Origin of the sequence: Flavobacterium sp. EDS (assembly GCF_020991525.1) — a bacterium.
In the GTDB taxonomy this organism is placed as follows: domain Bacteria; phylum Bacteroidota; class Bacteroidia; order Flavobacteriales; family Flavobacteriaceae; genus Flavobacterium.
In genome coordinates, this window is sequence record NZ_JAJMOZ010000019.1 from 43,368 (window position 1) to 70,262 (window position 26,895).

General features: G+C 33.0%; 21 protein-coding genes. 16 read left to right on the forward strand and 5 right to left on the reverse strand.

Going from position 1 to position 26,895, the window contains the following annotated elements; genetic code table 11:
* Nucleotides 1-86 precede the first annotated feature (86 nt).
* The 9 genes from atpD (at nucleotide 87) to LPB87_RS18910 (ending at nucleotide 8,299) form a co-directional block, all read left to right on the forward strand.
* Nucleotides 87-1,598 (forward strand): F0F1 ATP synthase subunit beta, encoded by a 1,512-nt coding sequence (gene atpD / locus LPB87_RS18870; RefSeq protein ID WP_129540487.1) that lies wholly within the window; start codon nucleotides 87-89, stop codon nucleotides 1,596-1,598.
* A 70-nt stretch (nucleotides 1,599-1,668) separates the two neighbouring features.
* A complete protein-coding gene (locus LPB87_RS18875; RefSeq protein ID WP_230728914.1) occupies nucleotides 1,669-1,950 on the forward strand; it encodes a F0F1 ATP synthase subunit epsilon in 282 nt (93 codons plus the stop codon).
* A gap of 216 nt (nucleotides 1,951-2,166) precedes the next feature.
* On the forward strand, nucleotides 2,167-3,303 hold the full coding sequence (locus tag LPB87_RS18880) for a pyridoxal phosphate-dependent aminotransferase family protein (RefSeq protein WP_230728915.1): 1,137 nt from the start codon (nucleotides 2,167-2,169) through the stop codon (nucleotides 3,301-3,303).
* A 311-nt stretch (nucleotides 3,304-3,614) separates the two neighbouring features.
* Nucleotides 3,615-3,812: a hypothetical protein gene (locus LPB87_RS18885; RefSeq protein ID WP_230728916.1), complete on the forward strand. Its 198-nt coding sequence runs from the start codon at nucleotides 3,615-3,617 to the stop codon at nucleotides 3,810-3,812.
* Nucleotides 3,813-3,908: 96 nt separating this feature from the next.
* Nucleotides 3,909-4,412: an RNA polymerase sigma factor gene (locus tag LPB87_RS18890; RefSeq protein ID WP_230728917.1), complete on the forward strand. Its 504-nt coding sequence runs from the start codon at nucleotides 3,909-3,911 to the stop codon at nucleotides 4,410-4,412.
* The gene (locus LPB87_RS18895) at nucleotides 4,402-5,016 is read left to right on the forward strand and encodes a hypothetical protein (RefSeq protein WP_129540491.1); all 615 of its coding nucleotides are present in this window, start codon (nucleotides 4,402-4,404) and stop codon (nucleotides 5,014-5,016) included. The genes LPB87_RS18890 and LPB87_RS18895 overlap by 11 nt, the downstream gene beginning before the upstream one ends.
* Nucleotides 5,017-5,085: 69 nt before the next feature.
* Nucleotides 5,086-5,703: a dethiobiotin synthase gene (gene bioD / locus LPB87_RS18900; RefSeq protein ID WP_230728918.1), complete on the forward strand. Its 618-nt coding sequence runs from the start codon at nucleotides 5,086-5,088 to the stop codon at nucleotides 5,701-5,703.
* 94 nt (nucleotides 5,704-5,797) lie between these two features.
* Complete coding sequence (gene bioA, locus LPB87_RS18905) at nucleotides 5,798-7,069, forward strand: adenosylmethionine--8-amino-7-oxononanoate transaminase (protein ID WP_230728919.1); 1,272 nt, start codon at nucleotides 5,798-5,800, stop codon at nucleotides 7,067-7,069.
* Between the two features lie 60 nt (nucleotides 7,070-7,129).
* The gene (locus tag LPB87_RS18910; protein ID WP_230728920.1) at nucleotides 7,130-8,299 is read left to right on the forward strand and encodes a beta-ketoacyl synthase N-terminal-like domain-containing protein; all 1,170 of its coding nucleotides are present in this window, start codon (nucleotides 7,130-7,132) and stop codon (nucleotides 8,297-8,299) included.
* A 101-nt stretch (nucleotides 8,300-8,400) separates the two neighbouring features.
* On the opposite strand, the gene LPB87_RS18915 is transcribed toward LPB87_RS18910, so the two are convergent.
* Entirely contained in the window at nucleotides 8,401-8,877 is a 477-nt protein-coding gene (locus tag LPB87_RS18915; RefSeq protein ID WP_230728921.1) for a RecX family transcriptional regulator, read from the reverse strand.
* Between the two features lie 445 nt (nucleotides 8,878-9,322).
* Here LPB87_RS18915 and LPB87_RS18920 point away from each other — a divergent pair, with 445 nt between their 5' ends.
* The gene (locus tag LPB87_RS18920) at nucleotides 9,323-14,326 is read left to right on the forward strand and encodes a T9SS sorting signal type C domain-containing protein (protein ID WP_230728922.1); all 5,004 of its coding nucleotides are present in this window, start codon (nucleotides 9,323-9,325) and stop codon (nucleotides 14,324-14,326) included.
* 113 nt (nucleotides 14,327-14,439) lie between these two features.
* Here the strand turns inward: LPB87_RS18920 and bioB are convergent, their stop codons facing one another.
* The 3 genes from bioB to LPB87_RS18935 form a co-directional block, all read right to left on the reverse strand.
* Nucleotides 14,440-15,525 carry a biotin synthase BioB gene (bioB, locus tag LPB87_RS18925; RefSeq protein ID WP_129540497.1) on the reverse strand — a complete coding sequence of 362 codons (1,086 nt, stop codon included), beginning with the start codon at nucleotides 15,523-15,525 and terminating at the stop codon, nucleotides 14,440-14,442.
* 236 nt (nucleotides 15,526-15,761) lie between these two features.
* The gene (locus tag LPB87_RS18930) at nucleotides 15,762-16,199 is read right to left on the reverse strand and encodes a hypothetical protein (protein ID WP_129540498.1); all 438 of its coding nucleotides are present in this window, start codon (nucleotides 16,197-16,199) and stop codon (nucleotides 15,762-15,764) included.
* Between the two features lie 114 nt (nucleotides 16,200-16,313).
* Nucleotides 16,314-17,243, reverse strand: a complete 930-nt coding sequence (locus tag LPB87_RS18935) for a bifunctional riboflavin kinase/FAD synthetase (RefSeq protein ID WP_129540499.1) — start codon at nucleotides 17,241-17,243, stop codon at nucleotides 16,314-16,316.
* Between the two features lie 185 nt (nucleotides 17,244-17,428).
* On the opposite strand from LPB87_RS18935, the gene LPB87_RS18940 reads away from it, so the two are divergent.
* Nucleotides 17,429-20,098 (forward strand): reprolysin-like metallopeptidase, encoded by a 2,670-nt coding sequence (locus LPB87_RS18940; protein ID WP_230728923.1) that lies wholly within the window; start codon nucleotides 17,429-17,431, stop codon nucleotides 20,096-20,098.
* 13 nt (nucleotides 20,099-20,111) lie between these two features.
* On the opposite strand, the gene LPB87_RS18945 is transcribed toward LPB87_RS18940, so the two are convergent.
* On the reverse strand, nucleotides 20,112-20,795 hold the full coding sequence (locus tag LPB87_RS18945; protein ID WP_230728924.1) for a ComF family protein: 684 nt from the start codon (nucleotides 20,793-20,795) through the stop codon (nucleotides 20,112-20,114).
* A 98-nt stretch (nucleotides 20,796-20,893) separates the two neighbouring features.
* Between LPB87_RS18945 and LPB87_RS18950 the strand changes: the two genes are divergently transcribed.
* The 5 genes from LPB87_RS18950 to LPB87_RS18970 all read left to right on the forward strand — a co-directional run bounded on the left by LPB87_RS18950 (nucleotide 20,894) and on the right by LPB87_RS18970 (nucleotide 26,860).
* Entirely contained in the window at nucleotides 20,894-22,435 is a 1,542-nt protein-coding gene (locus LPB87_RS18950) for a glycine--tRNA ligase (RefSeq protein WP_230728925.1), read from the forward strand.
* A gap of 352 nt (nucleotides 22,436-22,787) precedes the next feature.
* The gene (locus LPB87_RS18955; RefSeq protein ID WP_230728926.1) at nucleotides 22,788-23,603 is read left to right on the forward strand and encodes a LytTR family DNA-binding domain-containing protein; all 816 of its coding nucleotides are present in this window, start codon (nucleotides 22,788-22,790) and stop codon (nucleotides 23,601-23,603) included.
* A 175-nt stretch (nucleotides 23,604-23,778) separates the two neighbouring features.
* Complete coding sequence (locus LPB87_RS18960) at nucleotides 23,779-24,024, forward strand: hypothetical protein (RefSeq protein WP_129540507.1); 246 nt, start codon at nucleotides 23,779-23,781, stop codon at nucleotides 24,022-24,024.
* Nucleotides 24,025-24,120: 96 nt separating this feature from the next.
* The gene (locus LPB87_RS18965) at nucleotides 24,121-26,178 is read left to right on the forward strand and encodes an ATP-binding protein (protein ID WP_347349805.1); all 2,058 of its coding nucleotides are present in this window, start codon (nucleotides 24,121-24,123) and stop codon (nucleotides 26,176-26,178) included.
* Nucleotides 26,168-26,860: a response regulator gene (locus LPB87_RS18970; RefSeq protein ID WP_230728928.1), complete on the forward strand. Its 693-nt coding sequence runs from the start codon at nucleotides 26,168-26,170 to the stop codon at nucleotides 26,858-26,860. The genes LPB87_RS18965 and LPB87_RS18970 overlap by 11 nt, the downstream gene beginning before the upstream one ends.
* The last annotated feature ends 35 nt before the right edge of the window (nucleotides 26,861-26,895 follow it).

Here is a 26,895-nt window from a genome sequence, read left to right on the forward strand (position 1 = left end):
TTTATATTTTAAAAATTATCTTTGCGCACTGAAAAAAGAGGTATTTTCGTTAAACCTAAATAGCTATTTAATAAACACATACAGTAATGTCAAAAGTAATAGGAAAAGTTGCCCAAATCATTGGACCAGTAGTTGATGTCGTTTTCAACGGTAAAGATGTTGAACTTCCAAAAATTTATGATTCATTAGAAATCACTAAAAAAGACGGAACGTTATTAGTTCTTGAAGTACAATCTCACATCGGAGAAAATACAGTTCGTACAATATCAATGGACTCGACAGATGGTTTGAGCCGTGGATATGAAGTAGTTGGAACTGGAAACCCAATCCAAATGCCAATCGGTCCAGATGTATATGGTCGATTATTTAATGTAATTGGAGATGCAATTGATGGTTTAGGGGACTTGCCAAAAACAGGAGAAAATGGATTGTCTATTCACAGACAAGCTCCAAGATTCGAAGATTTGTCAACTTCATCTGAAGTATTGTTCACAGGTATTAAAGTAATCGATTTGATCGAGCCTTACTCAAAAGGGGGTAAAATTGGATTGTTCGGTGGTGCTGGTGTTGGAAAAACAGTATTGATTCAGGAGTTGATTAACAATATCGCAAAAGGTCACGGTGGACTTTCTGTATTCGCAGGAGTAGGAGAAAGAACACGTGAAGGAAATGACTTACTTCGTGAGATGTTAGAGTCAGGAATTATAAAATACGGTGATGATTTCATGCACTCTATGGAAAATGGAGGATGGGATTTATCTAAAGTAGATATGCCAGGAATGAGAGAGTCTAAAGCTACTTTCGTTTTCGGACAAATGAATGAGCCTCCTGGAGCTCGTGCACGTGTAGCACTTTCAGGATTATCTATCGCTGAGTATTTCCGTGATGGAGCAGGAACTGATCAAGGTAAAGACGTATTGTTTTTCGTAGATAACATCTTCCGTTTTACACAAGCAGGTTCTGAGGTTTCGGCTCTTTTAGGTCGTATGCCATCTGCGGTAGGATACCAACCAACATTAGCAACAGAAATGGGTGCGATGCAGGAACGTATTACATCTACAAACAAAGGTTCGATTACATCTGTACAAGCGGTTTACGTACCTGCGGATGATTTAACTGACCCGGCGCCAGCAACAACTTTTGCTCACTTAGATGCAACAACAGTATTGTCTCGTAAAATTGCTGAGTTAGGTATTTATCCTGCAGTTGATCCATTGGATTCAACTTCAAGAATCTTGACTCCTCAAATCTTAGGTGATGAGCACTATGATTGTGCACAAAGAGTAAAAGAAATTCTTCAAAAATACAAACAATTACAAGATATCATCGCGATTCTAGGTATGGAAGAATTATCTGAAGAAGATAAATTATCTGTATCAAGAGCACGTCGTGTACAACGTTTCTTATCTCAACCATTCCACGTAGCGGAGCAATTTACAGGTATTCCTGGAGTATTGGTTGATATTAAAGATACTATCAAAGGATTTAACATGATTATTGATGGTGAGTTAGATCACCTTCCAGAAGCAGCTTTCAACTTGAAAGGATCTATTCAAGATGCAATCGAGGCTGGAGAGAAAATGTTAGCAGAAGCTTAATCTAGTTTTCAGTATTGGGTCGCGGTATTTTATATTGAGACTATTAACTGAAACTGTAAACTAAAAGAAAATGACTTTAGAAATAGTATCACCAGAAGCAAAATTATTCTCAGGAAATGTAACTTCGGTTACTTTACCAGGGGTTGATGGAAGCTTTCAAATATTGAATCATCACGCTCCTATTGTTTCTATTTTAGAAAAAGGAACTATTAAAATTGTAGCGCCAAGCTTTAATTTTTCTAAAGAAGTAGCGGATAAATTCACGAAAGTAAATGACCAAACTTATACTTTGGATATTGTGTCAGGTACTATCGAGATGAAAGACAATAAGATAATTGTTTTAGCTGACTAAGACAATTTAAAATAAAGTTGAAAAGCCATTCACAATCGTGAATGGCTTTTTTTTATTGCACTAGTTTTTATAAGATGAAATTTTAGGAGCAATCTCCTGTTGTTCACTATATCTTTTTTTGTTTGCAGTGGCCAACAAAAAAAGGATGTCGTTTCCATCAGGGCTAAAAAAGATGATAGATTATAAAATCAGGCTTAATTTAATAACTTTGTATTTATGAAATTACCAGAAAACCTTCTTCAAAAGTTAGTCGTAAGAAAGCAAAATAATGCACTTAGACAATTGCCAGATGTTAATGCATCAATTGATTTTACTTCTAATGATTATATTGGGTTTTCAAAATCTGGAGTAATTTTTAATAAAACACATCATTATTTACTCGATACTAATAATGTGCAAAATGGAGCAACGGGTTCAAGATTAATCTCAGGGAACCATTCTCTGTATAAAATTGCAGAAACCTTTGTAGCGCAGTTTCATGAGTCAGAATCGGCTTTAATTTTTAATTCGGGTTACGATGCCAATGTTGGCTTTTTTAGCGCTATTCCACAGCGTAATGATGTTATTTTGTATGATGAGTTAAGTCATGCTTCTATTCGCGACGGAATTTTAATGTCGAATGCTAAAACGTATAAATTTAATCATAATGATTTTGAAGATTTAGAACGGCTTATAGTAAAATACCAAAACTCAATAATTTATATTGTTACAGAAAGTGTTTTTTCAATGGATGGAGATTGTCCAAATCTAGAGGAATTAGTGCTCTTATCCGAAAAATACAATTGCTATCTTGTAGTTGACGAAGCTCATGCATTAGGGGTTTTTGGAGCGAAAGGCGAAGGTTTATTGCAGTTTTTAGGACTACACAATAGAGTTTTTGCTAGAATAATGACTTTTGGTAAAGGTTTAGGGTGTCATGGGGCCGCGGTTCTTGGGACTAAAGAATTAAAAGAATACCTCGTTAATTTTGCTAGAAGCTTTATTTATACAACTGGATTGTCTCCACATTCAGTTGCTACTATTTTTATAGCTTATCAGCAGTTGGATATTGAGAAAGAAACTATCGAAATACTACGCCAGAATATTGTTTACTTCAATCAGCAAAAAAAACTTCTTGGATTACAACCTATGTTTGTTAGAAGTAAATCAACAATTCAATCGGCAATTATTCCAGGTAATAAAAACGTAAAGACAGTTGCTCAAAAATTACAAGAGAAAGGATTCGATGTAAAAGCAATTCTGTCTCCAACAGTTCCAGAAGGGCAGGAACGATTGCGTTTTTGCATTCATAGCTATAATTCCGAAGAGGAAATAAATCAGGCTTTAGAATTGTTAAGGGACTATGTGTTTTAATAGCCTTCTACAAAGAACAGCAAAGTTGATTTTGTGAATCTCTACTTTTTTTTCATGTTTTTTTTAAATTAAGAATTTTTTTAAAAAAACATGGCTTCCTAAACTATTGTGTTTGCTCGCTTTCTTAAAAAAGATTTAAAATTTTGTAACGTTTTGATAATTAAATTACTTACGAGTCGTAATCAAAAAAATGCAATTAAGAAAACCACATCAATTTCAAAAAGCGAAATCTTGAAGTTGGTGGATTAGAAACTATTAAAGCTCAGTTTGAAATTCTTGACTATGCTTATACAAATGATGAAATGATTTCGATGTTGACAGAATCTGTAAAGGATGGGTCTATTCCTTTAATAGATGATTATAAAGCAGAGAACATTGAAGCTATTTACAACAGAATTACGGGCGAAAAGTTTATGAATGAAAAAACGAAGAATGCAATGTTGGATAAAAGAAATAGTAATTGGGTAAATCAAATACCTGAATTAATGAAAATAAATCTACGTTTATAGCAGTTGGAGCCGCGCATTTGGCTGGAGAACAAGGAGTGATTAATTTATTGAAAAAGGCAGGGTATAAGGTTAAATCGGTAATGAAATAGAAATATTTTGAAAGAGAAAGAGCAACAGTTTTTAAGCCGGATAGAGAATCATAAAGGAATCCTATACAAAGTTTCTAAAATGTACATGGATAATTATGATGATCAGCAAGATTTGTTTCAGGAGATTATTTGTCAGTTTTGGAAAGCGTATGATAGTTTTAGAAATGAAAGCCAATTTTCTACCTGGATGTATCGTGTGGCAGTAAATACGGCAATTGTTTTTTTAAAGAAAGATAAAAAGAAGGTTGATAAATATGCAATTGCTTCAGAAAATATAAAAGAAGAAGAAACGGATTCACATATAAAAGAAAGTCAGATAGAGCATTTTTATAAGGCAGTTCAAAAATTAGAAAAAATTGATAAAGCTATTATCTTTTACCAACTTGAAGGTTTTTCGCATAAAGAAATAGGAGAAAACTTAGGTATTTCGGAGGGTAACGCTAGAGTGAAATTAAATAGAGCAAAAGAAAAATTAAAAGAAATAATTAAGAATCAAGGATATGGATTTTAACGACATACAAAACGCGTGGAATGAAGACAAACCTAAAGATGTTGTCCTTCCAAATACGATAGAAAAATTAAAATCGGTTCACATGCCATTAGACAAAATTAGAAAGAACTTACGATTGGATTTTCTCGCTCAGATTTTGGCTTTATTATTTATGGGGTTTGTACCTTCAATTAGTGGTTTTCCGATAAAAATGGAATTGCCTTATTATTTATTGTTTGGAATAATGCTTGCAATAAGTATTTATTATTTAGCGAAATTGTTTTTATTCTACAAAAGATTAAATGGTGTAGCGTTGAGTACTAAAGATAGTTTGTATGAAACCTATTATGATATTAGACTTAATATGCAGCTTTATAAAACATTTACTTTTTCTCTAGTTCCATTTATGATATTATTTTTGATAGGTTATATCGTGTATAAAACACCAAGTGCGGTTCAGAATTTTAATGGAGAAATCGAGCAGAGTAAATTGATTCTTATCGTGGGAATTCTGATGTTCACGATTTTAATCATGGGGATACTTACAGAAATCTGGGTATATTTCTTTTATGGAAAATATGCTAGACAGATAAAAAAGATTTTAGAAGAATTGAAAGAAGAATAAACACAAAGCCCATCTTATGATGGGCTTTGTGTTTTTATTGGTATTTTTGTACGCAATAAAAATAAGGGAATGAAACTATTTATTACAGGTATTTCTACTGATGTTGGAAAAACAATTGCTTCGGCTATAATCGTAGAAGCATTAGAGGCTGATTATTGGAAGCCTATTCAGGCGGGAGATTTAGATAACTCAGATACAGGAAAAGTTCAGTCAAAAATTTCGAATAAAAAATCTCAATTTCATGAAAATTCATACGCATTAAATACACCAGCAAGCCCTCATTTGGCCGCAGAGATTGATGGAGTTACTATTGATTTGAATGAGGTAAAGGAGCCACAAACTGATAACCATTTGGTTATTGAAGGAGCAGGAGGAGTTTTTGTACCATTAAATAATAAAGAATTTGTAATAGATTTAATTCAATCAAATTATAAAGTTATAGTGGTTTCTAGGCATTATTTAGGAAGCATCAATCATACAGTGCTAACAATTGAAGCTTTGAAGAGCCGAAAATTAAATATTGCAGGAATTATTTTTAGCGGAAGCGAAAACAAATCTTCCGAAGCTATTATTTTAAATAGTACAGGAGTAAAATGTATTGGGCGAATTGATGAAGAACCTTATTTTGATCAAAATGTAATTCGAGAATATGCCGATTTATTTCGAGAGAACCTTTTAGAATTGTAAAATGTTTTTGTGGAAAGTAAAATGCATTCCACATCTTGCAGTATACATTTTACAAAAAACACATTTTACTTTTTATAAATAAACATTTCACAAAATGACATTATCAGAAAAAGACAGCCAATATCTTTGGCATCCTTATACACAACATAAAACAGCTGCAGTTCCAATTGCTATTTCTCGTGGAGAAGGAGCATTACTTTGGGATGAAAATAATAAAGAATATATAGATGCGATTGCTTCTTGGTGGGTTAATCCTTTTGGGCATAGTAATCGTTTTATTGCAGATGCAATCTACAAACAGTTAACTACGCTGGAACACGTTCTGTTTGGTGGATTTACGCATGAACCAGCAATTGTTCTTGCGGAAAGATTAATTGAAATCTTACCCAAAAACCAACAGAAAATCTTCTTTTCAGATAATGGTTCTACAGCGGTAGAAGTAGCAATAAAAGTTGCTTTGCAATACTTCTTTAATAAAGGAGAAAAACGTACTACGATTATTGCTTTTGAAAATGCTTTTCATGGAGATACATTTGCAGCAATGGCTGCAAGTGGAATTTCATTTTATACACAGGCTTTTCAAGGAATGTTCATAGATGTAGTTCGAATTCCAGTTCCTGTAAAAGGGCAAGAGCAAGAGAGTTTTGCTGCATTAAAAAGAGTAATAGAGGAGAAGAATTGTGCAGGGTTTATTTTTGAACCATTGGTGCAGGGAGCAGCTGGAATGGTTATGTATGATCCAGAAGCACTAGAAACTTTAATTCAGATTTGTGCAGCAAATAATGTTCTTACAATTGCCGATGAAGTTATGACAGGTTTTGGTAAAACTGGTAAAACATTTGCGATGGATTATCTGAATGAAAAACCAGATATGATGTGTCTTTCCAAAGCACTAACTGGAGGAACAATTCCGATGGCAATTACTACTTTTACTCAAGAAGTTTTTGATGCTTTTTATGATGATGATATTAATAAAGCATTGTTTCATGGACATACTTTTACAGCTAATCCTACAGGATGCGCAGCAGCTTTGGCAAGTATCGATTTGTTGCAAACTCAGGAAATGCAAAACAATATCGAGCGTGTAAATAAAAGCCATCTTAATTTTCAGAATAAAATAAAAAATCATTCAAAAGTTATTACTACCAGAGTGTTAGGAGTTATTTTTGCATTAGAAATAAAATCCGATTCAGAAGAAAGTTATTATGGATCGATGAGAACCAAACTTTATAATTTCTTTATTGATAAAGGAGTTATTCTAAGACCTGTTGGGAATATAGTTTACATTTTGCCACCATATATTATTAGTGATGAGCAACTTGAAAAAGTATATTCAATTATAGAAGAAGCTATAGAGATGGTATAAGTGTAGATTTTTAAATCTATTTCTTCACTCATTTTATTCATTACAGTTAAATTAATTATTTTGAACATAAACAAAATTGCGATTACTGCCTTTTCTTCTATCTCGCCTTTAGGGAACAATCCAAAAGACGTTTGGGAGAATTATTTGAGTAATAAACATTGTTTTACTTTGCAGGAATTGGACAAACAAGAAACTCCAGTTGCTGTACTTGATGCTGATTCTAAACAAATTGTAGATCAGGTTCGTAATTCGGATATTAAATATAAATTTTTAGACAACAGTGTTTTGTTTGCTTTAGCAGCATCACGACAGGCAATAAAAAATTCTGGATGGAATTCGGAGGATGTTTTCGGAATTAATATTGGTTCTTCGCGTGGAGCAACCGATTTATTCGAAAAGCATTTTCAGGAATATTTAGAAACAGGGAAAGCTCAGACATTGGCTTCGCCAACCACTACATTAGGGAATATATCGTCTTGGATAGCACATGATTTACAGAGTTCAGGACCAGAAATATCACATTCTATTACTTGCTCTACAGCATTGCATGCTTTGTTAAATGGCGTTGCATGGTTACGAGCAGGAATGGTCGATAAGTTTTTGGTAGGCGGTAGTGAAGCTCCGTTGACTGATTTTACGATTGCACAAATGCGCGCTTTAAAAATTTACTCTCGAGCGGATTTAAATACTGATAAGTGGCCAAACCTAGCATTCGATTTGGATAAAACTCAAAATACGATGGTTTTGGGTGAGGGAGCAGCAGTTTGTTGCCTTGAAGCTGGAGAAAAAGAAAATGCGATTGCCTATATTACAGGAGTAGGATACGCTACAGAAGTTTTGGAGCATAATATATCTATTTCGGCAGAAGCGACTTGTTTTCAAAAATCAATGAAAATGGCTTTAAAAGGAATAAACCCTGAAGATGTAGATGTAATTGTAATGCATGCGCCAGGAACTATAAAAGGCGATTTAACAGAATATAAAGCAATCCAAAAAATCTTCGATTCTAAACTTCCTTTGCTGACTACTAATAAATGGAAGATTGGGCATACTTTTGGCGCTTCAGGAATCTTGAGTGTAGAAATGGCAATTTTAATGATGCAACATAATACATTTATTGGAGTTCCTTTTACCGAAGACCAACAACAAACAAAACCCATAAATAAGGTTTTGATTAATGCGGTAGGTTTTGGAGGAAATGCCGTTAGTATTCTAATAGAAAAAGCATAATAAAAAGGGGTTATCGTTAGATAGTCCCTTTGTTTTTATAATGTGTCCTGTCTCGAAATAGTGATACATTACAAGTAATTTTGTTTTTATAGACTAGAGAATTATTTTGTTTCAGTTTCTAGATTTTTTACTTTTTCATATACCATATTACTTTCATAGCCACGACGTAGTATGTAATCACAAAATTTTTTACGTTTTTTAAGCTGATTATTCTCTTGTATACTATTCCAATATTTTTGGGTTAGATTCTCAAATGTTTCTAGATATTCTTCATTACTAATTCCTGCAAGAGCAAGATTGATATTGGTAGAGGTTATATGACGGGCTTTGAGTTCATTTACAATTCGGATTTTTCCCCATTGTTTTATACGATGTTTTCCCTGAGCAAAACTACAAGCAAAGCGAGTTTCATTAAGGAAGTTGTCTGTTATAAGCTGTACAAGAATAGCGTCTATTTCGTCGGAGGTCATTTTTAGACTATACAATTTTGAAATTACTTCATCATGACAGCGCTCTTGATAAGCACAAAAATGTTCTAATTTTTGTAGTGCTTCTTTAGGGGTACAGTCCGATTTCATATAGCCTTTTGTAATTTTAGTGTTGAATAAAGAACAAATGTAAAGCTTTAATTTTTTTCTGAAGCTCGTTGTGGTTATTAAGCCTATTTTGGAATTAATCTTCTTAATAATGGTGCTGAAATACAATCTTGTAAGATATATACTGTAATGGTAAATGAGTTTAATTGTAAGGTATTAGTAATTAGTTTGTTAAATATTTATTGAGAATGTGTTTTTAGTCGTTGTAGAGCATATTAATATGAATAAAATTAGAGCCGTTTTCGTTTTTTTTTTATTAAATTTAGTAAGGCATTTTGTAATTATCTTTAACTTAATGTGATTTTGATCTTCTTAAGGGAAAAGGTTATAATACTAATTAATTCTCAATTAGTACTGTTGCTTTTTCAATACCACTCATAAATATTGCAAAGAATTAGTTGTCTTTTTATTATTAAAACCTACTATTATGAGACTAAAATTATCTTTTTTTTTCATTTTTATTTGTATTTATTCATGGTCCCAAACTACTAACACTTTTACAACAAGTGGTCCATTTACAGTTCCAGCAGGTATTACCAGTATAACTGCCCAAGCTTGGGGAGGGGGTGGGTCTGGAGGAGGAGCTAGTGGGGCAGGCTTACTTGCAGGAAGAGGAGCGGCTGGTGGAGGTGGAGGTGCATATGTAAGTACTTTACTTACTGTTGTTCCTGGGGCGACTTTGAGTGTAGTTGTTGCGACTTCAACTGCTGGAGCCTTAGGAGCTAATGGTACTGCTGGAGGGAATTCTACAATTACAGGTTTTGAAGCTTCATTTTTGGCAGTCGGAGGATCAGGAGGAGGTGCTAATAATACAGGAACTGCACCAGGTGCGACAGCAGGTGGTACAGTTGCAGCATCAGCAGGAACAACGAAGATAGCTGGTGTTGCAGGAGGTGCAGGTAATTCAGCATTATTGTCATTAGGTCTTTCCTCAGGAGCTGGAGGAGCTGGCGGAAATTCGGGAGGTGCCGGAGGAGGTGCTAATTCAAGTGTAATTTTGGCAACTGCACCAGGGAAAATAGGAACTGCACCAGGAGGAGCTGGAAGTGGAGCGATAAATTCAGCATTAGGGGAGCCTCAAATTGGAGGTACAGGAGGCGCAGGAGAAGTATTGATTACATATACATGTCCAACATATAATATTACTGCTACGGGAGCAACAGATGTATGTACCTCAGTTGGCTCTACCTCTACAGTAACATTGAGTTCAAGTATTATTACACAATTGCCTATAGGTAATTATGTAGTGACTTATAATAGAAGTAATCCGAGTGCTACAGGATTAACTGCAAATATGACAGTTGGAACCGCAGGTACAGGAACTTTTACAGCAATAGGATTGACTGCTTTAGGTTCTAGTACTATAACAATTACTAATCTTTCTTCAGGTGCTTGTTCTTCTACTATAAGTACTAATAATACTGCGTCTATAACAGTAAGTACTTTACCAACGATAAGCTTATCAGCAACTGCAGCAAGTGTTTGTTTGAACACAAGTGCCCAAAATACAACATTAACTTATAGTGCTACAACAGGCACACCCACTACGTATAGTATAGTTTGGAATGCTTCCCCGAGCAATAGTTTTGTAGCAGTTACTAATGCGTCATTACCAGCAAGTCCCATAACAATAGCGATTCCTGCTGGTACGGCAGCAGGAACATATACTGGCACATTGACAGTTAAAAATGTCGGGGGTTGTGTTAGTTCTGGATCTAGTTTTACCGTCACTGTAAATCCTTTACCAACGATAACCTTATCGGTAGCTGCTGCGAGTGTTTGTTTGAATGCAAGTGCTCAAAATACAACATTAACATATAGTGCTACAACAGGAACTCCAACTACGTATAGTATCGTTTGGAATGCTTCTCCGAGTAATAGTTTTACGGCAGTTACCAACGCTTCATTAATAGCAAGTCCTATCACAATTGCAGTTCCTGCAGGTACAGCAGCGGGCACGTATACAGGTACATTGACTGTAACCAATGCAAATGGTTGTATTAGTTCAGGTACACCTTTTACTATTACGGTAAATCCTTTACCAACAATAACAGCATCAGCATCGGCTACAAATGTTTGTTTTAATACCAGTGCTCAAAATACGAGTTTAAGCTATAGTGCTACTACAGGTGTACCAACTACATATAGTATTGTTTGGAATACATCTCCTTCAAATAGTTTTGTAGCAGTTACAAACGCATCATTACCAGCTTCTCCCATAACAATTGCAGTTCCCGCCAACACCGCAGTTGGTACTTATACAGGAACATTAATAGTTACCAATGCAAATGGATGTATTAGTTCAGGTACACCTTTTACTATTACGGTAAATCCTTTACCAACAATAACAGCATCAGCCTCAGCTACAAATGTTTGTTTTAATACGAGTGCTCAAAATACGAGTTTAAGCTATAGTGTTACTACAGGTGTACCAACTACATATAGTATTGTTTGGAATACATCTCCTTCAAATAGTTTTGTAGCAGTTACAAACGCATTATTACCAGCTTCTCCCATAACAATTGCAGTTCCCGCCAACACCGCAGTTGGTACTTATACAGGAACATTAATAGTTACCAATGCAAATGGTTGTATTAGTTCAGGTACACCTTTTACTATTACGGTAAATCCTTTGCCAACAATAACGGTATCAGCATCGGCTACAAATGTTTGTTTTAATACGAGTGCCCAAAATACGAGTTTAAGCTATAGTGCTACTACAGGTGTACCAACTACATATAGTATTGTTTGGAATGCATCTCCTTCAAATAGCTTTGTAGCAGTTACAAGCGCATCATTACCAGCTTCTCCCATAACAATTGCAGTTCCTGCTAATACCGCAGTTGGTACTTATACAGGAACATTAACAGTTACCAATGCAAATGGATGTATTAGTTCCGGTATACCTTTTACGGTAACGGTAAATCCTTTACCAACAATAACGGCATCAGCATCAGCTACAAATGTTTGTTTTAATACCAGTGCTCAAAATACAAGTTTAAGCTATAGTGCTACTACAGGTGTACCAACTACATATAGTATTGTTTGGAATGCATCTCCTTCAAATAGCTTTGTAGCAGTTACAAACGTATCATTACCAGCTTCTCCCATAACAATTGCAGTTCCTGCTAATACCGCAGTTGGTACTTATACAGGAACATTAACAGTTACCAATGCAAATGGATGTATTAGTTCCGGTACATCTTTTACTATTACAGTAAATTCTTCACCTACGATTACTACAACAGGAGTTTTAGAAGGAATTTGTTCAACTTTAAGTTCGCAAAATACAACATTAGCATACACTGCAACAGCAGGAACTCCTACAGGGTATAGCATTGATTGGGATGCTACTGCGAATGCAAATTTATTAGCAGATCAACTTAATACATCTTTTGCTTTTTCACCAACGGGAGGAAATATAAATACAATAGTAATCCCTGCGAATACTATTGGAGGGACTTACTCGGGGATAATGACAATTACGAATGGTAATTGTAATAGCGTGCAAGCCGTGTCTATAACGATTAATTCAACAACACCTCCTGTAATCGGATTGGTTACATCTTTAACCTGTACAGTTCCTTTTGGAAGTGTTGCTTTAAGTAGTCTGCCTTCAGGTAGCTGGTCAATAGTAACTAATCCAGTCACAGTTACCACAACTGGCTCTGGATCAAGTACTGTTATTACAAATCTTGCGCCCAATACATATACTTTTACAGTAAGTAATTCAGTTACAGGTTGTACATCTATGGCTTCAGTTACTGCTACAGTTGGAGATTTAGTGACTAATTATTGGGATGGTTCGGATTGGACAAATAGTACCCCTAATATAAATCAGAATATTGTTTTTGGAGGAAATTATGATTCTCAAGCAGGAAGTGCAGGTGATTTAAATGGATGTTCATGCCAGGTAAATTCGGGTGTTAAGGTTACCTTCAATTCAGGAGCGACATTGTCTATCGTAAAAGCAGTTGATGTTAGTACAGCAGTAGGTACTCGTTTAACTTTTATGAATAATGCAAGTTTGCTTCAAACGGACAATGTTTCTAATTCTGGTGATATTATTTATAACCGTACATCGACTGCAATGAATGCGCTTGATTATAGCTATTGGTCCTCTCCAGTATCTGGACAAAAATTTAATTTACTATCGCCAAATTCAGATCCTCAGAAGTTGTATTCATATAATAGTGGTTGGATATCTGAGGCGCCTACCAATACGATGAAAATAGGTAAAGGGTACATTATTCGAGTACCAAGAGTTGGTACATGGCCAAATGGTGAGGTGGTTAGTTATCCCTATTCACAATCAGTTTCGTTTGTAGGTACTCCAAATAATGGAAATATTACAGGAGAAGCAATTACAGTATTAGACGACTCTTATTTAATTGGAAATCCATACCCTTCGGCAATTGATGCGAAAGCTTTTCTAACAGCAAACGAACTTGTTTTAGAAGGAACGCTATATTTTTGGACACATAATACTCCTATTGCTTATGATGGAGCTTTTGAAAAAATTTATACTGCAAATGATTATGCTGTTTACAATTTTACAGGAGGAACAGCAACATCAGCGGCATTGAATCCGGGAGTTAATAACGCTGTTCCGTTAGGTTTAATAGCTTCTGGGCAGTCTTTTTTTGCTTATAGTGTAGCTTCAAGTGGTGCTATTGTTTTTAATAATGATATGAGGGTCGTGGGAAATAATGCTCAGTTTTTTAGATCTTCTAAAGAAACCAAAGAAACAGCTGTTAAAGAAGTTCGCTTGTGGTTGAATTTAAAAAACGCGAATGGTTTTTTTAAACAAGTTCTTATTGGGTATATTGATGGAGCAACCAATGAATTTGAGAATAAATTTGACGGAACTAAATTTGATGTAGAACAAATGGCAGACTTGTATAGTATAATTTCAGATAGAAAATTAACAATTCAAGGACGTGCGTTGCCTTTTGACGTAACTGATAAAGTCGTGTTGGGATATAGTTCGGAAATAATAGGCAATTATACTATTGCAATTGATCATTCTGATGGATTGTTAGCAAATCAAGACGTTTACTTAGAGGACAAGACATTAGGTATAATACATAATTTGACAGAGACAGGTTATACTTTTGCAACGGAAATAGGGACTTTTGATGAGAGATTTACATTATTTTATTCAAATAAAACATTGGGTACAGATGGATTTGATAGTTCAAAAAAATCAATTTCGGTGGTTGTAGATAATCAAGAAATTAGAGTAAATGGATTTGATCAAATTATAGATAAGATTTTTGTTTATGATATATCAGGTAAATTAATTTATAAGAAAGAAAAAGTAGAAAACTCTAAATTGATTATAGAAAATTTAAAATCGAGTAATCAGATTTTGTTAGTAAAAGTTGTTCTTGATGACAATCGTACAGAAACCAAGAAAGTATTTTTTTAGTAGTATAAAATTTTATTTCAAGAGCATTTGGCGAAAAATAAATGGTTTTCTGTAATGAAAAATCCCCATCAAATTTTAATTTGATGGGGATTTTATATGTCGTCTAATTATGATTATTTAGATTTACCTGAAGCTTCTAAGTTTCTTTCGATAGCATGTCCAGGTCTAGACCATTTTGGTTTTTCACCAAGTGGTGCGTATTGAGAATCCTCTGCTTCTACAGTTTCAGGTTGAGAAATTTTAGTAAAAGGTTTTTGAGGAATCAATCCTAATAGGTCAAACATTTTCATGTCTTCGTGTACATCAGGATTTGGCGTGGTAAGTAATTTATCGCCTGCAAAGATTGAATTAGCTCCAGCAAAAAAGCACATTGCCTGTCCTTCGCGACTCATATTAGTTCTTCCAGCCGATAAACGTACTTGAGTTTCTGGCATAATGATTCTAGTTGTAGCAACCATACGAATCATTTCCCAAATTTCAACTGGTTTCTCTTCTTCCATTGGAGTTCCTTCTACAGCAACTAGTGCATTAATTGGCACTGATTCTGGTTGAGGATTTAAAGTAGAAAGAGCAACTAGCATTCCAGCACGATCTTCGATACTTTCTCCCATACCAATAATTCCTCCACTACAAACTGTAACATTGGTTTTACGAACATTCTCGATAGTTTGTAAACGATCTTCGAAACCACGAGTCGAAATAACCTCTTTATAATATTCTTCAGATGTATCTAAGTTATGATTGTAAGCATATAAACCTGCTTCAGCCAAACGTTGTGCTTGGTTTTCAGTTATCATACCAAGAGTACAACATACTTCCATGTCTAATTTGTTAATGGTACGAACCATTTCTAGAACTTGGTCAAATTCAGGGCCGTCTTTTACGTTTCTCCAAGCAGCTCCCATACATACACGAGATGAACCACCAGATTTTGCACGCAAAGCTTGAGCTTTTACTTGGCTAACCGACATTAAGTCATTTCCTTCTACTCCAGTATGATAACGTGCAGCTTGAGGGCAATAACCACAATCTTCTGGACAACCACCAGTTTTAATAGATAGCAAAGTAGATACCTGAACTACATTTGGATCATGATTTACTCTGTGAATTGATGCTGCTTCATAAAGCAAATCCATCATTGGTTTATTATATATAGCGATAATCTCGTCTTTCGTCCAATTGTGTTTTGTACTGTTCATCTATGCGATTTTTTGATGCTCCAAAAGTAGTTAAATTGTTCTAATGAATCAATGTACTATTCCGTAAAATAAATTTCAGTATTTAAAATTCAGTGTGTTAAAAGTTTTTGTAATTATATTTTAAGACATGGATTTTAGATGCATGTTAGCAATTAAATCTCAAAAACAATAATTTATTCTTCTGAAATCTATCTATTTATTGAGAATTTTTTTTAGACAGTTACAAAAAAAAAAGATCAATCTGCTGCATATTTGTTATTCCAATATAGCATTAATAACATGGTTACAACCACCGAAGAAGCAATACCTTCAAATAATAAACAAATGCAATAAGTGGGTACAGAGGGATTGCCACCGAACATGAAAGTAGCAGATAAGGTTTTTACGTAAGCATCTCCACCTTTCGCATAACTGTAAATAAGTAATCCAAGGATACTGAGGCAAACACCAATTACTGATGTTGTCATAGCCGAAATGGCATTAGAAACAGCATTGTTTTCTCCTTCAGCAAGATTCATCTTAATAGTTCTGTTTACTCCATAAACTACAAAAGCTACGTTAAGTGCGCGTAAGTAAAGTATATGAGCAAGACCTAAAACATTCATTAATAAAAAATAAACACCAATGCCAAGGAATATGAGAATTCCGTTGTACAATTCTTTTGAAAGTTTCATAACGATAATTTTTAAGAAGTTAGTACTATTTAATTGATATACAGTGATATGATTATCAAATTTACTAAAAAAAATGCTACGTTGTCATTATGAATACGACAAAAAAATATTGGGTTATAATTTATTTATAAAATCTAAAGTTGTTTTTTTATCGTCTTCTAATTGTTCTTTTAAAAGAGTTACAGAACCGAATTTCTGTTCTTCACGAATATATTGTAATAATGAAACGGCAATTTCTAAATCGTAAATATCTTGATTAAAATCTAAGAAATGAATTTCAATAGATTGAGATTGACCGCCTACAGTTGGGTTAAGGCCAATATTCATCATCCCATAAACTTCTTTTTCATTAATTGTAGATTTTACAATATAAACTCCATTTTTAGGAATTAACTTGTATTCCTCTTCAATTTTAAGATTAGCTGTTGGAAAGCCAATGGTTCTGCCTAATTGTTTTCCTTTTACAACAGTACCAGTCAAGAAATACTCATAATCTAAATATTCATTAGCCAAATTCATGTCGCCTTCGGTTAATGCTTTTCTTATTTTTGTAGAACTTACAGATACATCTTTTATCTCTTGTGCTGAAATTTGCTCTACTTCAAAGCCATATTGCTCACCAAAGGCTATTAGATCATTAATGTCAGCAGTTCTGTTTCTTCCAAAACGATGGTCGTGACCGATGATTATTTTCTGGATATGAAATTGATCTACTAAAATTGAACTTACAAACTCTTCGGCAGTTAATCTTGAAAAGCTTTCGTTAAAAGGGTGAATTACAAGGTTTTCTATTCCTGTTTTCTCTAGTAAGTTTGTTTTCTCAGCAATAGTATTCAGTAACTTTATTTCTGATTTCTCTTGTAAAACCATTCTTGGATGAGGAAAAAAAGTAAGAACTAAACTCTCATATTTTCCGTCTTGGGTATTTTGAGTAATCTTTTCAAGTATTTTTTTATGGCCGATATGAACACCATCAAAGGTGCCAAGAGTTAATATTGTTTTCTTGGTAGATCGAAAATCGTTTATAGAATGAAAGAGCTTCAAAGCAAATAGTTTAAGATGTTGCAAATTTATACTATCTATTTTAAATCTAATAGTAAGGGGAATTGAATTTTTGTACTGATTTAGTAAAAATGCCTCTTATTTGACGGTTTTATGTTATTACTTGACGATTAAATAATTTTATTATCTTTAATTGGATTAATTTTGAGCTATTAATATTTCTCAACATGAAAAAAACTATACTTCTTTTGTTAATTGCACTTTGTTCAGTTCAAATTCAGGCACAAAGTAATGAAATGTGGGAAAAAGTTAGTCAAAGTTCAACTACAGAGAGGGGGAATTTGAATTCTCAAGATAGAGAAAAGATTATTTATAAGTTGAATGAAGCTTTTTTAAAAGAAAAACTTTCAGGTACATTGCTTAAAGCAGATAAGAAAAATACAGTCGAAATTACTATTCCTAATATAGATGGAGTTTTTGAAAAATATACCGTTTGGGAATCTTCTAATTTTGATGCCCAATTGCAGGCTAAATACCCAGATATTAGAGCTTATGAAGGAATAAGTAGTAAAGATAAAAAAGAAAGAATACACTTTAGTGTTTCGCCAGCAGGAATTCAAACAATGGTTTTAAGAGCAGATAATGCATCTGAATTTATTGAGTCAGTCGATGCAAATACTGATGAATATATTTTGTTTACTGCCAAAAATAGAGGAAAAGGAAGTTTACCATTAACATGTAATACAAAAGAGGTAGCGCTAAATCAAGATTTAAAAGATAAAACAGCTAAAATAACAGCTAATAATAAAGTATTTAAAACATTGCGATTGGCATTGTCTTGTACAGGTGAATATGCTGCCTTTTATGGTGGTACACAACAAAGTGCATTAGAAGGAATGAATGCTACAATGACGAGAGTTAATGGAGTCTTTAATAAAGATCTGTCTCTAAAATTAATTCTAATTGCAAATAATGACATTCTTATATATACAAATGCTACTACAGATCCTTATTCAGACGCTTCAGTAGGAGTTAAAGGTGCATGGAAGCAAGAGCTTCAGACTAATTTAACGAATAGTATTGGCGAAAACACTTATGATATAGGTCATTTATTTGGTGCATCAGGAGGTGGAGGTGACGCTGGATGCATAGGTTGTGTTTGTGTAGATTCGATGAAAGGAAGGGGTTTTACTTCTCCAGCAGATAGAAAACCACAAGGAGATAATTTTGATATTGATTTTGTGGCACACGAAATGGGCCACCAATTGGGAGCAAACCATACCTATTCATACGATATTGAAGGCACTGGAGTAAATGTAGAACCTGGGAGCGGTACTACAATTATGGGATATGCAGGGGTAATAGAAGCAGAAGAGTTTAATATTCAAGATCATTCAGATGACTATTTTGCTTATGCTAGTATTTTACAGATTCAGAATAACTTAGCTAGAAAATCATGCCCAGTAAGTACACCATTAATAAACAACCCACCTACGATTGATGCAGGGGCTGATTATACAATTCCATTTAGTACGGCTTTTGTACTAAAAGGAACTGGATCAAATAGCAATGGGGGTACAATTACCTATTGTTGGGAACAAAATGATTCTGCGACATCATCATCAGGAGGTTTTAGTGTTGCCAAGCCTGATAAATCAGATGGACCTTTGTTCAGGTCTTTTTCTCCTGTAAGTACGCCTATTCGATATATGCCAAGTTTAGACATCGTTCTTTCAGGAAATTTAAGAAGTACTTGGGAGTCAGTTCCGTCAATTGGCAGAACATTGCATTTTACATTAACAGGTCGCGATAATGGGGCTTCAGGGACAGCACAAACAAATACAGACGAAATGATTGTTAATGTAAATGGTAACGTAGGTCCATTTGTAGTAACATCTCAAAATACAGATAATACCGCTTGGCTACATGGAACGAGTCAGATAATTACTTGGGATGTGGCTAAAACCAATACTTTGGCAGGTTCTACAAATGTAAATGTAAAACTCTCTACAGATGGAGGTTTGACATTTCCGATTGTCTTAATAGCAAATACACCAAATGATGGCTCTCAAACCATTACTGTTCCAGTAGATATAACAGCTACAAACTGCAGAATTTTAATAGAGCCTACGGATAATATTTATTATGCAGTAAATAGTAAATCATTTGCAATTGGATATAGAGTTGAATCTTCATGTGTTTCATATCCTGTTAATGCTGGATTTGCAATTCCTAATGCAGCATCATATACAACAAGAACAATAACTGTTCCTGGAGACTTAGGAACTATTTCGGATGTAAATGTTTCTGTAGGATTAACACACGCAAGATTCTCAGATGTCGAAATGCAATTAGTAAATCCTCAAGGAACAATAGTACGATTATTTAATAAAAATTGTACAGATGGAGCAGGGAGTTTAGTGCTTAAATATGATGATATAGGAGAGGTTTTAAATTGCTCGAAAACAACTTTACAAGTAATAACACCAACAGATTTATTAAGTGGCTTTAATAGTCAAGATCCACAAGGAACTTGGACATTAAAAGTTAGAGATGCATATGTAGGGAGAGATGGTAAACTGGATTCTGCTTCGATTGAAATTTGTACAAAAAAATATACTTTACAAACAGAAGTTATTGTTGAAATAAAAGAGTTTACAGTTTCGCCTAATCCTAATAAGGGAGATTTTGATATTGCTTTTAGAAGTGAATCAAATGAAGGAGTTAGGGTTTTTATTTATAATAGTTTAGGAAAAGAAGTGTATAAGAATACATTTGAAAGTATGGCAAACTTTAAGCAAAACATTCAGTTGAAAAATCAAGTAGCTCCAGGAGTTTATTTTCTAGCTGTTTATGAAGGGGATAGAAAAATGGTAAAAAAGGTTGTTTTCGAATAGTAGTAAATGCAGTTTAAGAATGCGCCATTGCCATACAAACGATACTAATTTTTATACCAGGAATTTTCTGCAATGCACGGGAACAAGCTTCTAGTGTAGCCCCTGTTGTAATTACATCATCAATAAGCAGAAAATGTTTGTTGTGTTCGTTGTCTGTAAAGCAAACGTCAAATATTTCTGAAAGTCCTTCGGATCTTCCCAAAAGATTTTTTTTAGATTGAGTTTTAGAATATCTGGTTCTAATTAAAATAGAGTCATTATAATCTATGTTTAAACCTTCTGAAAGAGCAAGCCCAAAAGTAGTTACTTGATTGTAGCCTCTTTCGTTGAATTTTTTTCGATGTAACGGAACAGGTATTATTGCATCAAAAGGTGTAGCTAGTTTTAATTCTTTTAAATCTTCAACATGCCATTGTCCAAGTAGGGTACCTATATTTTGATGCCCTTTGTATTTTAAATTATGAATGAGTTCCTGTACAATCCCCTTTTTATTGAAATAAAGAAAAGCAGAAACATGTTCGACATCAATTTTTCCATAAAATTTTTTAGAAGCTTCATTTTTTGGATTTAAATAATATTGAGTCAAAGGCATTTCATGTCTGCAAATCGTGCAAATAATAATTTCATTTGCCATTAAAAAAGAGTGGCATCCAGCACACGCTTTTGGAAAAAACAGGTTAATAATGTAATTAAACACAAATAGAAAGAATTTGGTTACAAAAATAAAGAAATTCAAGTCTCAATCTTTGTAATTTTTCTTTTTTTTACAAGTACTTTTTATATTTTTGCATTACTATGGCAAAACAAGACGATTTATTTAAGAATGTAGTTTCGCACGCAAAAGAGTACGGATTTATTTTTCCGTCAAGCGAAATATACGATGGTTTAAGTGCAGTATATGATTATGCGCAAAACGGAGTAGAATTAAAGAAAAATATCCGTGAATATTGGTGGAAATCAATGGTTCAGATGAACGAAAATATTGTAGGTTTAGATGCTGCAATATTAATGCATCCAACAACTTGGAAAGCTTCAGGCCACGTTGATGCCTTTAATGATCCATTAATCGATAATAAAGATTCTAAAAAAAGATATAGAGCTGATGTTCTAGTAGAAGATTATGCTGAAAAACTAAATCTAAAAGCTAAAAAAGAAATTGAAAAAGCGAGTGCTCGTTTTGGAGATGCATTCAATGAGCAGGAATTTGTAACTACAAATGCCAGAGTAATTGAATATTTAGCAAAAGAAAAAGAAATTAGAGAACGTCTGGGACGCTCTTTAGGTAATGGAGATTTAGAAGATGTTAAAGCTTTAATCGAAGAACTAGAAATTGCAGATCCAGAAACTGGATCTAGAAACTGGACAGATGTAAAGCAATTCAATTTAATGTTTGGTACTAAATTAGGAGCATCTGCAGAATCTGCAATGGATTTATATTTACGCCCAGAAACAGCTCAAGGTATTTTTGTGAATTTCTTGAATGTACAAAAATCAGGACGAATGAAAGTTCCTTTTGGTATTGCACAAACAGGGAAAGCGTTTAGAAATGAAATCGTTGCAAGACAATTTATTTTCCGTATGCGTGAGTTTGAACAAATGGAAATGCAATTTTTTGTACGTCCAGGAGAAGAAATGCAATGGTACGAACACTGGAAAACAACACGTTTAAACTGGCATTTGTCTTTAGGATTAGGAAAAGAAAATTACCGTTTTCACGATCACGAAAAATTAGCGCATTATGCTAATGCTGCTGCCGATATCGAGTTTAATTTTCCTTTTGGATTCAAAGAATTAGAAGGAATTCATTCTCGAACTGATTTTGATTTGAAAGCACACGAACAATTTTCTGGTAGAAAATTACAATATTTTGATGCTGAATTGAATCAAAATTATGTTCCTTATGTTGTAGAAACTTCAGTAGGACTAGATAGAATGTTCTTGGCAGTTTTTGCTACTTCGTTAAAAGAAGAAACATTAGAAGATGGCTCAACAAGAACAGTATTAAAATTACCAGCAGTTCTAGCGCCAACTAAAGCAGCCGTTTTACCATTGATAAAAAAAGATGGATTGCCTGAAATCTCCAAAAAAATAATTGAAGATTTAAAATGGGATTTCAATGTTTCTTATGATGAAAAAGATGCAGTAGGAAGACGTTATAGAAGACAAGATGCTTTGGGAACTCCTTTCTGTATTACTGTAGATCATCAAACTATCGAAGATCAAACAGTAACCATTCGTCATAGAGATACGATGAAACAAGATCGTGTTGCTATAGCCGATTTGAGATCGATTATAGAAGACGAAGTATCAATGAAAAACTGGTTGATGAAAATGTAATAATAATGCACAATATTTTGTGTGTTAATTAGTTAAATAGAAAAAAGCTTCTCATATGAGAAGCTTTTTTTGTTTGTAAAAGATTGTTTTTCTAATATATAAAATAGGAATAATATATCTAGCGAGACTTTATTTTATGTATTTCATCGGATATATTTGCACTTTATCCTTATGTGTTAACATTTGTTTAAAATGTATCAACAATAAAATGTTTAAAAAAGGGAAAATATGTAATTTTAATCTCTTAATGAAAACTAAAAATAAGATTCTTTTTTTAGCCTTATATAAGAGAATAAATTTAAGAGTCATCATTTCGTTTATTATTAAATAATACCACTAACAAACAAACACATTGAAAAATTATTTATACATTATTATTGATGATAGTCAAGAAAGTGTTTTGAGAACCAGGGAAGTAGCCGATAGTTTTTCAGAACTAATTTTTGTTGCTAGTGCAAATACATATAAGCAAGGATTGAATTTAGTTTTAGAACATAATCCGAATCTAATATTTCTTGAAATTGATCCCGATGATAAGACAAGTAATCTATCATTAGTATTTATTAATGAACTGTATCATTATTTAAAAATTGTTCCCAAAATTATAATTACGACAACCAAAAAAGAATTTGCATTTGATGCAATTAAGTATGGAGTGATGGATTATTTGCTAAAGCCTATAAAACGTGCAGATTTGCTTAAAACTATGTTGAAATTAGACCTGCCTAATCATGAGGTAAATTTAATCAGTAATGAAACCGTTCCAAATTATAAAGGAGCTCTCCAGGCAGATGCAATAGGACTACAAAAAAATAATCAAGGGCTAGTACTATGTGTTAAATCATATGGAGATTATCGTTATATACAAGCAAAAGATATTACCTATATCCAAGCAGATAATAATTCGACGGATATTTATTTAAATACAGGTGAAATGATAACAGCTTTTAAAACTTTGAAATATTTTGAAGCAATTTTATTACACCCATTTATACGCATTCACAACAGTTATATTATTAACAGAAACCATATTGCGAGAATACATACTGGGAACTCAGTGTGTTACATAAAACACTCTACAAAAAAGCTTCCGTTTTCGAAGACTTATAAAAGAAATGTAGAGATAATAATTACCGAATTTGCTAATGGGAACTATATAGAAGTCTAAAAACTAAGTATTTACACGTATTTGACCTACGTACGCTATCATTTGGTGTCATTCCACCATATATGGCTTTTTATTGGATTGAAAAGGGAACAACAGTACTAATTTTACATCATGATTTAGCAATAAGCGGTCATTAAAAATGTAAAAAAACACTAACAATAAAAAATCCCAAATCATGAAAAAGTCATTCACAACAATCGCATTATTTTCTTTAGTATTAGTAGCAACTTCTTTTACTACACCAGAAAACATTATTTCATCAGAAACAGTAAGTAGTTTGAAAAATCCAATAGATGGCGGTGTTTCAGTTGGAGGAGGAAGAAAACAAGATATATTTGCAGCACAAGTAGCGTCAACAGCTAATTACAGACAACCTATAGACGGTGGTGTTTCAGTTGGAGGAGGAAGAAAACAAGACTAAAATAAAAACACATATTTTGTATTAAGGCTGTCAATTTTTTGGTAGCCTTTTTTTGTATGGATAGTTTTACTATTTTTGATGAAACTCAAAAAAATATTGAAAAATAACTACTCTATATTATTGTTATTATTTGTTGTCTTGTTTGGGTGTACCAATAAAAACAGGAAAAACAATAGCCTGCATTCTTCTATAGATAGTCTACCAGTATATTTATCATTGGCAAACGATGTTAATTTGCCATTTAAGGACAAACAAGACTATAATAAAAAAGCATTTACCATAATTATAAATCAAAAGGATGACTCGCTTAATAAAGTAAATTTATTTAAAGTAGCTAATCGGTATTATAATATGAGTGATTGGCCTTCATATGAAGAGGTATCAAAATTAATTTTAGAACGATCAAAAAATAGCTATGATTCAATTCATATGGCTAAAGCGTATACTTACTTAGGAGATTACTATAGTCTAAGAGCGGTTCCGGATAGTGCTTTTATGAACTATTTTAAGGCAGAGAAAGTATATCTTCGTACTGATGATAAATATAATCTGGCGAAAACCTTTTTAAGTAAAGCAAATTTACAATTTAGCGTAGGAGATCTTTTCGAAAGCGAAATAACAGTTTTTAAAGCTTTACGGATTTTAAAACAGCAAAAAAATGTAAGTAACTTATTATATGATTCGTATAATCTTTTAGGAGTAATATATAATGAACAAGAAGAATTTAATAAAGCGTTAGAATTTCATAATAAGGCTTTAGGTACTCTTGGCGATAAATCTATTGCTTCAGATCTTCAGTTAAAAGCAACTTCACTAAACAACATTGGTTTTGTTTATTTAAGCACATACAATTATAAACAAGCAAAAGAATCTTTTCAAAAAGGGTTAGAACAAAAGAACTTATTTAAAGAAAAAACGACCTTGTATGCCATGTTGTTAGATAATTTTGCTTATTCTAGATTTAAATTAAAAGAATCTGAAGGGCTTCCAGAACAGTTTTATAAGGCTTTAAAGATAAGGGATAGTTTAAATTTAACTTCGGGAATAATACTTAACAAAATGCATCTGTCAGAGTATTATTCATATAAAAAAGACACTTTAAAAGCAATACATTATTCTGAAGAAGCACTTGGCTTGTCTAGAAAATCTAATAGACTTAGGAATATTTTAGAGGCTCTAAAGCAAATCGCTGTTGTTGATCCTAAAAAAGCTTCGGCTTATTCAAAAGAATATATTCAGATTAATGAAAAATTGCAAAAAGAAGAAAGAAAGATGGGAGAGAAATTTTCCCGAATAGAATATGAAACAAATGAAATAAAAGATGAAAATACGAGTTTAAATATTCAAAATAGAACACTGATGTATGTTTTTAGTATCTGTGGTTTGCTAGGGGTCTTTTTTTATGCTTATTTGACACAAAAATCCAAAAATAGAGAACTGCTTTTTAAACAACAACAGCAGGTCGCTAATGAAGATATTTATAATTTAATGATTTCACAACAAAATGCAATTGAGACAATTAGGATAAAAGAAAAGAAAAAGGTTGCTCAAGATTTACATGATGGAATTTTGGGTAGAATGTTCGGAGTCAGAATTAGTTTAGATAGTTTGGATAAAATAGATGATGCAACAGCACCTGTAAAGCGTAAAAAATATTTATCAGATTTGAGAGAGATCGAACAAGATATTCGTGAAATTTCACATGATTTGAACAAAGAGAAATCAGAATTGATTAATAATTTTGCTGTTATTGTTAACAAATTATTGGAGAATCAAAAAGGTACTTTTGACTCAAAATTGATTACAAATATCGATTCGAGTATTAGGTGGGATTTGGTTAGTAACTCTATTAAAATAAATTTATACAGAATTATTCAAGAAGCATTGCAAAATTGTAACAAATATGCACATGCAAAAACAATAAAAATAGAGCTTAAAAATGAAGTTAATTACTTGTCTTTATTAATAGCTGACGATGGAGTAGGGTTTAATGTCAAGAGAACTAAAAAAGGAATTGGTTTGCAAAATATTTTTTATCGTACCAAAGAATGTAATGGAACTATTGATGTTAAATCTAATAAAGTAGAAGGAACCAATATAGTAATTAAAATACCGATTGATCAAAAAATAAACCTACAGAATAATGACAATTGATAAAGCCCCAGAAGAAATAATTAAGAACAATATACTAATAGTAGATGATCACCCTTTTATAATTGAAGGGTATAAAAATGCAATTACAAGATACAAACCTAAAGAGTATGATTTTTTAATCACTCAGGCCAAAGATTGTAAGTCAGGATATGATAGTATTATAGATCCTAAAATAGCAGATTTTGATATTGCATTTTTAGACATAAGTATGCCAGCTTATGAAGAAAAGGAAATATATTCGGGAGAAGATTTGGCAAAGCTTATTATGGAACACATGCCCCATTGTAAAATAATATTGCTGACAATGTATACCGAATTGCTAAAAATAAAAACCATTATTAGAACGATAAAACCTAAAGGGTTAATTATAAAAAATGATTTAACATTTGATGAATTGCTTTTTGCTTTTGATAATGTTATGAAAGATAAAACTTATTATAGTCAGTCGGTTATCGAAATGTTAAAAGAATCCCCAAAAGATTCGATAGAAATAGATCAGCTAGATGAGCAGATTCTTTTTCATTTGTCAAAGGGAACCAAGATAGATGAAATTCCGCATTATATTCCGATCTCTTTAAAAGCAACAGTAAAGAGGATAGAAAATTTGAAAGGACTGCTAAACGTAAATGAAGGAACAAATGATGATTTGGTAAAAGAAGCAAGGAACAAAGAACTTTTATAAAAAGACTATTTTAATAAAAACAAAAAAGACATCAA

Excerpts from the sequence above, each read along its gene's own strand:
- LPB87_RS18930 (WP_129540498.1), bottom strand. The coding sequence starts at position 16,199 with ATGAAACTTTCAAAAGAATTGTACAACGGAATTCTCATATTCCTTGGC.
- LPB87_RS18920 (WP_230728922.1), top strand. The coding sequence starts at position 9,323 with ATGAGACTAAAATTATCTTTTTTTTTCATTTTTATTTGTATTTATTCA.
- LPB87_RS18915 (WP_230728921.1), bottom strand. The coding sequence starts at position 8,877 with ATGAAATCGGACTGTACCCCTAAAGAAGCACTACAAAAATTAGAACAT.
- LPB87_RS18960 (WP_129540507.1), top strand. The coding sequence starts at position 23,779 with ATGAAAAAGTCATTCACAACAATCGCATTATTTTCTTTAGTATTAGTA.
- LPB87_RS18895 (WP_129540491.1), top strand. The coding sequence starts at position 4,402 with ATGGATTTTAACGACATACAAAACGCGTGGAATGAAGACAAACCTAAA.
- LPB87_RS18875 (WP_230728914.1), top strand. The coding sequence starts at position 1,669 with ATGACTTTAGAAATAGTATCACCAGAAGCAAAATTATTCTCAGGAAAT.
- bioD (WP_230728918.1), top strand. The coding sequence starts at position 5,086 with ATGAAACTATTTATTACAGGTATTTCTACTGATGTTGGAAAAACAATT.
- LPB87_RS18885 (WP_230728916.1), top strand. The coding sequence starts at position 3,615 with ATGTTGACAGAATCTGTAAAGGATGGGTCTATTCCTTTAATAGATGAT.
- LPB87_RS18950 (WP_230728925.1), top strand. The coding sequence starts at position 20,894 with ATGGCAAAACAAGACGATTTATTTAAGAATGTAGTTTCGCACGCAAAA.
- LPB87_RS18940 (WP_230728923.1), top strand. The coding sequence starts at position 17,429 with ATGAAAAAAACTATACTTCTTTTGTTAATTGCACTTTGTTCAGTTCAA.
- LPB87_RS18880 (WP_230728915.1), top strand. The coding sequence starts at position 2,167 with ATGAAATTACCAGAAAACCTTCTTCAAAAGTTAGTCGTAAGAAAGCAA.
- bioA (WP_230728919.1), top strand. The coding sequence starts at position 5,798 with ATGACATTATCAGAAAAAGACAGCCAATATCTTTGGCATCCTTATACA.
- bioB (WP_129540497.1), bottom strand. The coding sequence starts at position 15,525 with ATGAACAGTACAAAACACAATTGGACGAAAGACGAGATTATCGCTATA.
- LPB87_RS18970 (WP_230728928.1), top strand. The coding sequence starts at position 26,168 with ATGACAATTGATAAAGCCCCAGAAGAAATAATTAAGAACAATATACTA.
- atpD (WP_129540487.1), top strand. The coding sequence starts at position 87 with ATGTCAAAAGTAATAGGAAAAGTTGCCCAAATCATTGGACCAGTAGTT.